Source organism: uncultured Pseudacidovorax sp. (genome assembly GCF_913773995.1).
Taxonomy (GTDB): Bacteria; Pseudomonadota; Gammaproteobacteria; order Burkholderiales; family Burkholderiaceae_C; genus Xenophilus.
Genome location: NZ_CAJYES010000177.1, coordinates 21,022 through 30,156 on the forward strand (window position 1 = coordinate 21,022; position 9,135 = coordinate 30,156).

Sequence of the window (9,135 nt, forward strand, 5' to 3'; positions counted from 1 at the left end):
CGGGCGGCGCAAACACAAGGAGTCATCGATGAGCGGACTCGGCGGTCTGAACAAATCGGCCAACGGCGTGGTGGTGGGCCTGGTGCAGCTGCAGCTGCCGGTGGTCGCCACGCGCGATCAACTGGCGGCGCAGACGCAGCGCATCTGCGAGCTGGTGGGCAAGGCCCGCCGCAACCAGCAGACCATGGACCTGGTGGTCTTTCCGGAGTATTCGCTGCACGGCCTCTCGATGGACACCAACCCCGAGATCATGTGCAGCCTCGATGGCCCCGAGGTGGCGGCCTTCCGCGCCGCCTGCGTCGAGCACCGCATCTGGGGCTGCTTCTCCATCATGGAGGCCAACCCCGATGGCAACCCCTACAACAGCGGCCTGGTCATCGACGACCAGGGCGCCATCCGCCTGTACTACCGCAAGCTGCATCCCTGGGTGCCGGTGGAGCCCTGGGAGCCGGGCAACCTGGGCGTGCCCGTGTGCGACGGCCCCAACGGCAGCAAGCTCGCGCTCATCATCTGCCACGACGGCATGTTCCCGGAGATGGCGCGCGAGGCCGCGTACAAGGGCGCCGAGATCATCCTGCGCACGGCCGGCTACACCGCGCCGATCCGCCATGCCTGGAAGATCACCAACCAGGCCAATGCCTTCTGCAACCTGGCCTACACCGCCAGCGTCTGCATGTGCGGCAGCGACGGCACCTTCGACTCCATGGGCGAGGGCATGTTCTGCAGCTTCGACGGCACCGTGATGGTGGAAGGCGGCGGCCGCCCCGACGAGATCATCACCGCCGAGCTGCGGCCCGACCTGGTGCGCGAGGCACGTACCGGCTGGGGCGTGGAGAACAACATCTACCAGCTCTATCACCGCGGCTACGTGGCGGTGAAGGGCGGCGCGCAGGACTGTCCCTACACCTACATGCACGACATGGCGGCCGGCCGCTACCAGTTGCCCTGGAGCGACAAGGTGCAGGTCACCGACGGCAGCGGCTTCGGCTTCGCGCCGCCGGTGCGCTTCTATGGCGGTGCGGGCACTCATCCGCTGGTGCCGGCGCCCACGCCGCCGGTGCCCGACAAAGAGCGACTCAAGACCCTGGACTGACACCATGGACGCCACCACCTCCCCCACTGCCGCCGCGCCGCGCTTCGCGGCCGCCGAACCCTACCGCTGGCCCTACGACGGCGACCTGCGCCCCGACAACACGGCGCTCATCGTCATCGACATGCAGACCGACTTCTGCGGCAAGGGCGGCTATGTGGACGTGATGGGCTACGACATCTCGCTCACGCAGGCGCCGATCGCACCCATCCGCCGCCTGCTGGCCGTGATGCGTCCGCTGGGCTACACCATCATCCACACCCGCGAAGGCCACCGGCCCGACCTGTCGGACCTGCCGGCCAACAAGCGTTGGCGCTCGCGCCAGATCGGCGAAGGCGGCGTGGGCATCGGCGACGACGGGCCGTGCGGCCGCATCCTGATCCGCGGCGAGCCGGGCTGGGAGATCATTCCCGAGCTGGCGCCGATAGAGGGCGAGGTGGTGATCGACAAGCCCGGCAAGGGCTCCTTCTATGCCACCGACCTGGAGATGATCCTGCGCACCCGCGGCATCCGCAACCTGGTGCTGGCCGGCATCACCACCGACGTCTGCGTGCACACGACCATGCGCGACGCCAACGACCGCGGCTTCGAATGCCTGCTGCTGTCGGACTGCACCGCTGCCACCGATCCGGGCAACCATGCGGCAGCGCTCAAGATGATCACCATGCAGGGCGGGGTGTTCGGTGCGCATGCGCCGTCGACCGCGCTGATCGAGGCGCTGGCCCCATGATCGCGCCCGTCACCCCCCATCCGCGCGCCCAGGGCGCGCTCGCGCTGGACACGCTGGAGCTCACCAAGCGCTTCGGCGACTTCACCGCCATGGACCGCGTGAGCATGCAGGTCGCCCCCGGCAGCGTGCATGCGCTGCTGGGCGAGAACGGCGCCGGCAAGAGCACGCTGGTCAAGTGCGTGGCCGGCTTCCAGCGGCCCGAGGAAGGCAGCATCCTCATCGACGGCCGCGAGCAGGCCATCGCCAACCCGGTGGTGGCGCGGCAGCTGGGCATCGGCATGGTCTACCAGCACTTCACCCTGGCACCGGGCATGACCGTGGCCGAGAACCTGCTGCTCGCCGGCGGCCAGGTGCCCACGCTGATCGACTGGAAGGCCAAGCGCGCCGAGCTGCAGGCATTCCTGGCGACCACGCCCTTCCGGCTCGACCTGGACGCGCGGCCCTCGCAGCTGGCCGCGGGCGAGAAGCAGAAGCTGGAGCTGCTCAAACAGCTGTACCTCAAGCCGCGCCTCTTGATCCTGGACGAGCCCACCTCGGTGCTCACGCCGCAGGAGGCCGACGAGGTGCTGGGCCATGTGCGCGCCTTCGCGCAGGGCGGGCATTGCACCGTGCTCATCATCACGCACAAGTTCCGCGAGGTGATGGCCTATGCCGACGCCGTGACCGTGCTGCGCCGCGGCCGCGCGGTGCACCATGCCGCGGTGCGTGACACCGACCCGACCCGGCTGGCCCAGGCCATGATGGGTGCAGGCGCCACACCCGACGAGGCGAGCGAGGGCGCGAGCGATGCCACCCCGCGCACGCCCGTCGTGGCCAGTGCTGCGCCGGCGCTGGAGGTCGAGGCGCTGTCCGCGCCGGGCGACCGCGGCACGCCGGCCGTGCAGTCGCTCAGCCTGCAGGTGCGGCCAGGCGAGATCCTGGGCGTGGCCGGCGTCTCGGGCAACGGCCAGCGCGAGCTGGTCGAGGCCCTGGTCGGCCAGCGGCCGCGCAGTGCGGGCCGCGTGCGCGTGGGTGGCCAGCCCTACCGCGCCAGCCGCGTCGACAACCGTCGCCTGCGGGTGCGCAGCCTGCCCGAGGAGCCGCTGCGCAATGCCTGCGTCGCGGGCCTGAGCGTGGCCGAGAACATGGCCCTGCGCGACTTCGACCAGCCCCCGCTGGCGGCCGGCGGCGTGCTGCGCTTCGGCCGCTGGCGCGCGCGGGCGCGGCAGTGGATCGCCGAGTACGGCATCAAGACCCGCGGCGAGCGCGCGCCCATCGGCAGCCTGTCGGGCGGCAATGTGCAGCGGGCCGTGCTGGCGCGCGAGCTGGCCGGCGACATCCAGGTGCTGATCGCCGCCAACCCGGTCTTCGGCCTGGACTTCGCGGCCGTGGCCGAGATCCATGCCCGCATCGTGCAGGTGCGCGAACGCGGCGGCGCCGTGCTGCTGGTGAGCGAGGACCTGGACGAGCTGCTGGCCCTGTCGGATCGCATCGTGGTGATGAGCGAAGGCCGCATCGTGTACGAAACCCCCGCCGCATCCGCCGACCGCCATGTCCTGGGTGCCCACATGGGCGGTGGACATTGATGCCCACCCCCAGTCTTCGCGGACTTCGTTCCGCTCCGACTACCCCCTTCAAGGGGGCACATCCAGCGGCCCGGCGGAGCCGGTTCCGCGGATGTTCCCGCCCGGCCTGCTCCGCATGTTTCGCCGCTGCTTGCCAGCGGCAGGAAGGATTCCGATGAGGATCGACGCCCAGCCCTTCGCCTACGACTTCGACCTGGCCAGCACGGCCCTGGTGCTGATCGACATGCAGCGCGACTTCATCGAGCCCGGCGGTTTCGGCGAGACGCTGGGCAACGACGTGTCGCTGCTGGCGGCCATCGTGCCCGCCACGCAGGCCGTGCTGGCTGCTTGGCGCCAGGCCGGCGGCCTGGTCGTGCACACGCGCGAGGCGCATCTGCCCGACCTGTCGGACTGCCCGCCCGCCAAGCGACTGCGGGGCGCCCCGTCGCTGCGCATCGGCGACGAAGGCCCCATGGGCCGCATCCTGGTGGCCGGCGAGCCGGGCAACCAGATCATCGACGCGCTCGCACCCATCGCGGGCGAATGGGTCATCGACAAACCCGGCAAGGGCGCCTTCTATGCCACCGGCCTGCACGAGCTGCTGCAAGCCCGCGGCATCACGCACCTCGTCTTCGGCGGCGTGACCACCGAGGTCTGCGTGCAGACGAGCATGCGCGAGGCCAACGACCGCGGCTATGACTGCCTGCTGCTGGAGGACTGCACCGAAAGCTACTTCCCCCAGTTCAAGGCCGCGGCGGTGGAGATGATCCGCGCGCAGGGCGCCATCGTCGGCTGGACCGCGACCGGGCCGCAGTTGATGGCGGCCCTGACAGCGGCAGGGAGCTGAGCGGCCCGCTACGATCCGATGGTGCCTGTCGCCGCTCCCGCCCGTTCCAAGAAAGCCGCTCCCGCCGAGGCGGAGCTTCCCTTCCGCTCGCGTGCCGATGAGGTCTACGACCAGCTCAAGCACGACATCGCCGACTTCCGCCTGGTGCCCGGCGACCGCTTCACCGAGAACGAGATCTGCGACCGGCTGGGCGTCTCGCGCACGCCGGTGCGCCAGGCGCTGATCCGGCTGCAGCAGGAAGGCTATGTCGAGGTGCTGTTCCGCGCCGGCTGGCGCGTGCTGCCCTTCGACTTCCAGCAGTTCGAGCAGCTCTACGACCTGCGCATGGTGCTGGAGACCACGGCCGTGCATCGCCTGTGCGAGTCGGGCCGCGCGGTGGACCGGGCGCAACTCGACGCCCTGGCCGCCATCTGGCTGGTGCCTGCCGAGCAGCGCAGCCGCGACGCCGCGCAGGTGGCCCGCTGGGACGAGGACTTCCATTGCCAGCTGGTGGCCGCCGCCGGCAATGCCGAGATGGCGCGCGTGCACCGCGAGGTGACCGACCGCATCCGCATCATCCGCCGGCTCGACTTCACGCAGCAGCCGCGCATCGAGGCCACCTACGACGAGCACGCCAAGATCCTCAAGGCCGTGCGGGCCAACCGCGGCGACCAGGCCGCGATGATGCTTCGCGCCCACATCGAGACCAGCCAGTCCGAGGTGCGCAAGATCACGCTGCACCAGGTCTACCTGGCGCGGCAGCAGGGCGGCTGAGCGCTGCTGCCACTACGCCATCGGCCGCCCGTCGTCGCGGGCGCGCCTCGAAAGCCCGAAGCTTCTCCTCAGACGCGTTCCAGCACGGTCGCGATGCCCTGGCCGCCGCCGATGCACTGCGTCGCCAGCGCATAGCGGCCGCCCTCGCGCGCCAGCAGCGCCGCCGCCTTGCCGGTGATGCGCGCGCCGGTCGCGCCCAGCGGATGGCCGATGGCCAGGCCGCCGCCGTCGAGGTTGACCGTGGCCATGTCCAGCCCGAGGTCGCGGATGCAGGCCAGCGCCTGCGAGGAGAAGGCCTCGTTGATCTCCACCACGTCGAGGTCGGCAACCTGCAGGCCGGCGCGAGCCAGCGCCTTGCGCGTGGCGGGGATCGGGCCGATGCCCATGATGGCCGGGTCCACGCCGACGGTGGCGAAGCTGCGGATGCGCGCCAGCGCGGCCAGGCCGTGGCGCTCGGCGAAGTCGTCGCGCGTGACCAGCACCGCCGCGGCGCCGTCCGTGAGCGGCGACGAGGTGCCGGCCGTCACCACCCCATCGGGCCGGAAGGCCGGCTTGAGCGCCGCCAGCGCCTCGGCCGAGGTGGCGGGGCGGATGCAGCCGTCGCTGTCGACGATGCTGCCGTCGGGCAGCGCGATGGGCACGATCTCCTGCGTGAGCCGGCCGGCCTCGCGCGCCTCGGCGGCCTTGCGGTGCGACTGCACGGCCAGCGCCTCCTGGTCGGCGCGGATCACGCCCCAGCGCACGGCCACGTTCTCGGCCGTCTCGCCCATGGAGATGTAGGCATCGGTGTCCGCAAGCAGTCCGGGATGCGCCGAGAAGTTGAAGCCGCCCTGCGGCACCATGGTCATCGACTCCACGCCCACGCACAGGTAGGCGTCGCCGATGCCGGCCTCGATCTGTGCGGCGGCGATGTGCACCGCCTGCATCGACGAGCCGCAGAAGCGGTTGACCGTCATGCCGCCGACCTCGTGCGGCAGGCCGGCCAGCAGGCCGACGATGCGCGCAAGGTTGTTGCCCTGCGCGGCCTCGGGATAGGCGCAGCCGAGGATCACGTCCTCCAGCAACGCGGGGTCCAGCCCGGTGCGCTGCAGCAGGCCCTGCACCACGGTGGCGGCCAGCGTGTCCGGCCGCACCTCGGCCAGGCGGCCCTTGCGGGCGAAATGGAAAGGGGAGCGCGCATAGGCGGCGATGACGGCTTTCATGGGATCTCCTGGCTTGTCGGTTTTGGGGCGTGCCGGCGTTCAGGCCACCGGCGTGGCGGGAGGCGTGAAGGCCGCTGCCGCCGCAGGGGCGGATGCGGCGGTGCGCGGCGCGCTGGCGGCGTCGAGTCGGCTGCGCTGCTCGGCCGAGAGAACGACCTGCAGCGCGCCCAGGTTGGATTGCAGTTGGCCCAGCGTGCGCGGCCCCAGCAGCGGCTGCACGTCCCGGGTCAGCAGCCAGGCGATGGCGACCTGGTCGGGCGTGGCCCCCAGTTCGGCGGCCACGGCCAGCACGGCATCGAGCAGGGCCGTGCGCTCCGCGGAGTTCTCGGCCTGGAACACCTTGCCGCCCAGCGCCTCGGCCCGTCCCCGTTCGCCCTGGCGGTACTTGCCGGTGAGCATGCCGCCGCCCAGCGGCGACCAGGTGACGGCGGCCAGGCCCAGCGCCTGGGCGGCGGGCAGCAGGTCGGACTCGGGCGCGCGGTGCACCAGGCTGTACTCGAACTGCAGCGCGGCGATGGGCAGGGCGCCGCTCAGCTCGGCCAGCGTGACTGCGCGGCCCACGCGCCAGGCGGGAAAGTTGGACAGGCCCGCGTAGACGATCTTGCCGGCACGCGCCATGTCGTCCAGGCCGCGCACGATCTCCTCCGACGGCGTGACACCGTCGGGGTGGTGCACCCAGTACAGGTCGATGCGGTCGGTCTTCAGTCGCTGCAGGCTGGCTTCCACCGACGCCACCATGGCGCGCCGGCTGTTGCCGGTGACCAGCGGGCCGGCCTTCGGCGACGCGCCATTGCTGAATTTGGTGGCGAGGAAGAACTCGTCGCGGCGCCCGGCCAGCAGGCCGCCCAGGATCTCCTCGGATTGGCCGAACTGGTAGACGTCGGCCGTGTCGATGACGTTGCCGCCGGCCTCGGCATAGGCGTCGAGCAGGGCGGCGCTCTGCTCGGCGTCCGCGCCGTGGCCCCAGCGCTGGCCAAAGTTGGCGGTGCCCAGTGCCAGCCGGGAAAGCCGCAGGCCGGTACGGCCGAAGGGGAGTTGCTGCATCTGCATGGGGGGGTCTCCTGTCCCGGGTCGGGTTTCAGTGCAGCGCGAGGTAGCGCGGCGCTGGCGTGTTGCTCGACAGCTGCGGGGCCATCGCAAGGCGGGCGGCTTCGTACGCGTCCCAGGCCTCTGCGGCGTGCAGCGAGGGCAGGGTGACGGTCTCGCCTCGGTCCAGGCCGACGAGGGCGGCGTCGACCATGTCTTCGGCGCGCATCACGATGCGGGCGTCCAGGTTCTCGACCGGCAGGCCGCCGGTGGCCCAGAAGTCGGTGGCGGTGGCGCCGGGCAGCACTGCCTGCACGCGCAGGCCCTTGGCGCCCAGTTCGTGCTGCAGCGACTGGCTGAAGGCCAGCACGAAGGCCTTGGTGCCGCCGTACACGCCGTTGAGGATCTCGGGCGCCACTGCCACGATGGAGGCGATGTTGATCACCGTGCCGCCGCCGCGGGCCACGAAGCCGGGCACCGCCGCATAAGCCAGGCGCATCGGCGCGGTGACGTTCAGCGCCACCATGCGCGTCATGGCCTCCACCTCGCTGTCCAGCAGCGGGGTGTGGGTGCCGATGCCGGCGTTGTTGACCAGCAGGCGGATGCTGGCGTCCTGGCGCAGCTTGGCTTCCACGGTGGCCAGCGAGGCCGCGTCGGTCAGGTCGGCGGCCAGCACCTCCACATTGCGGCCGGTGCGGCTCGTGATGTCGCGCGCCAGTGCGTTGAGCCGCTCGCGGTCGCGGGCGACGAGGATCAGGTCGTGGCCGCGGCGGGCCAGGCGGTCGGCGTACAGCGCGCCGATGCCGGAAGAGGCGCCCGTGACGAGGGCGGTGCCGGAAGCGATGGAAGTCATGGTGAGGGTCCTGTGAGCCCGCCGGACAGGCGGCATGGACGAATGATGCGACGGGCGGCGAATGTCTCAAATGACGTATAAAGACATGATTCAAGACATCGACAAGAAGACACCATGCTGCGCATCGGCTACCTGCTGCCCGACGGTTTCCAGGTCATGGCCCTGGCCACTCAGGCCGTGTTCGAGTTCGCCAACTTGGCCGCCCGCGAGCGGGTCTACAGCGTCGAGAACTATTCGCTGGCCGGCGGCGAGGTGCGGACGTCCGCCGGCACGCGCGTGATGAGCCGGCCGCTGTCCGCCCGCACCGCCGTCGACACCTGGCTGGTGGCCGGCACGCTCGATCCGGTGGATGCAGGTGCGGCGCCTGCACTGGTGCGGGCGCTCGGCCGCGCCGCCGGTCGCGCGCGTCGCACAGCGGGCCTGTGCACCGGCGCCTTCCTGCTGGCCGATGCCGGCCTGCTGGACCAGCGCCGCGCCACCACCCACTGGGCCTGGACCGATGCGCTGCAAAAGCGCCATCCCTTGATCCAGGTGGAGCCCGACCGCATCTTCATCACCGACGGGGCCCTCTGGACCTCGGCCGGCATGACGGCCGAGCTGGACCTGGCCCTGGGCCTGGTCGAGAAGGACCTGGGCAGCGATGCGGCCGGCAGCGTGGCCCGCGGCCTGGTGATGCCGCAGCGTCGCTCTGGCGGGCAGTCGCAGCATTCGGAGCTGCTGCGCCTCGCCCCCAAGTCCGACCGAATCCAGCAGGCGCTGGAATACGCCCGCGCGCACCTGACCGCGCCGCTGGGCGTCGAGCAGCTGGCCGAGGTGGCGCACCTCAGTCCGCGGCAGTTCAGCCGCGTCTTCGCCGCCGAGACCGGCCAGTCGCCTGCCAAGGCGGTGGAGCAGTTGCGGCTGGAGTCGGCGCGGCTGATGGTGGAGCGCAGCCGCCATCCGCTGGAAGTGGTGGCGCGCGAGACGGGCTTTCGCGACGCGCGCCATCTGCGCGAGGTGTTCATGCGCGGCTTCGGCGTACCGCCGCAGATGATCTGCCGCGATGCCCGCCGCCTGGCCTGAACCCTGGGTCTTCAGAAACCGCCGCCGG

The 9,135-nt window shown here is 71.3% G+C and carries 9 protein-coding genes; 6 read left to right on the plus strand and 3 right to left on the minus strand.

Annotation, left to right across the window (positions count from 1 at the left end):
• Positions 1-28 precede the first annotated feature (28 nt).
• From QZ772_RS16250 to QZ772_RS16270, 5 genes are all read left to right on the plus strand, one after another.
• The gene (locus QZ772_RS16250) at positions 29-1,093 is read left to right on the plus strand and encodes a formamidase (protein ID WP_295528378.1); all 1,065 of its coding nucleotides are present in this window, start codon (positions 29-31) and stop codon (positions 1,091-1,093) included.
• Positions 1,094-1,097: 4 nt separating this feature from the next.
• Complete coding sequence (locus tag QZ772_RS16255) at positions 1,098-1,820, plus strand: isochorismatase family cysteine hydrolase (protein ID WP_295528381.1); 723 nt, start codon at positions 1,098-1,100, stop codon at positions 1,818-1,820.
• On the plus strand, positions 1,817-3,385 hold the full coding sequence (locus QZ772_RS16260) for an ABC transporter ATP-binding protein (RefSeq protein ID WP_295528384.1): 1,569 nt from the start codon (positions 1,817-1,819) through the stop codon (positions 3,383-3,385). Before QZ772_RS16255 ends, QZ772_RS16260 begins: the two co-directional genes overlap by 4 nt.
• Positions 3,386-3,539: 154 nt before the next feature.
• On the plus strand, positions 3,540-4,211 hold the full coding sequence (locus QZ772_RS16265; protein ID WP_295528387.1) for an isochorismatase family cysteine hydrolase: 672 nt from the start codon (positions 3,540-3,542) through the stop codon (positions 4,209-4,211).
• 18 nt (positions 4,212-4,229) lie between these two features.
• Positions 4,230-4,964, plus strand: coding sequence for a GntR family transcriptional regulator (locus QZ772_RS16270; protein ID WP_295528389.1), 735 nt, complete (start codon positions 4,230-4,232; stop codon positions 4,962-4,964).
• A 68-nt stretch (positions 4,965-5,032) separates the two neighbouring features.
• Here QZ772_RS16270 and QZ772_RS16275 read toward each other — a convergent pair whose 3' ends face one another.
• The 3 genes from QZ772_RS16275 to QZ772_RS16285 are packed head-to-tail and all read right to left on the minus strand — an operon-like array spanning position 5,033 to position 8,045.
• Complete coding sequence (locus QZ772_RS16275) at positions 5,033-6,166, minus strand: thiolase family protein (RefSeq protein ID WP_295528391.1); 1,134 nt, start codon at positions 6,164-6,166, stop codon at positions 5,033-5,035.
• Positions 6,167-6,205: 39 nt separating this feature from the next.
• Entirely contained in the window at positions 6,206-7,210 is a 1,005-nt protein-coding gene (locus QZ772_RS16280; RefSeq protein ID WP_295528402.1) for an aldo/keto reductase, read from the minus strand.
• Positions 7,211-7,244: 34 nt separating this feature from the next.
• Positions 7,245-8,045 carry an SDR family oxidoreductase gene (locus QZ772_RS16285; RefSeq protein WP_295528393.1) on the minus strand — a complete coding sequence of 267 codons (801 nt, stop codon included), beginning with the start codon at positions 8,043-8,045 and terminating at the stop codon, positions 7,245-7,247.
• Positions 8,046-8,159: 114 nt separating this feature from the next.
• On the opposite strand from QZ772_RS16285, the gene QZ772_RS16290 reads away from it, so the two are divergent.
• A complete protein-coding gene (locus QZ772_RS16290) occupies positions 8,160-9,107 on the plus strand; it encodes a helix-turn-helix domain-containing protein (protein WP_295528397.1) in 948 nt (315 codons plus the stop codon).
• Positions 9,108-9,135: the final 28 nt, after the last annotated feature.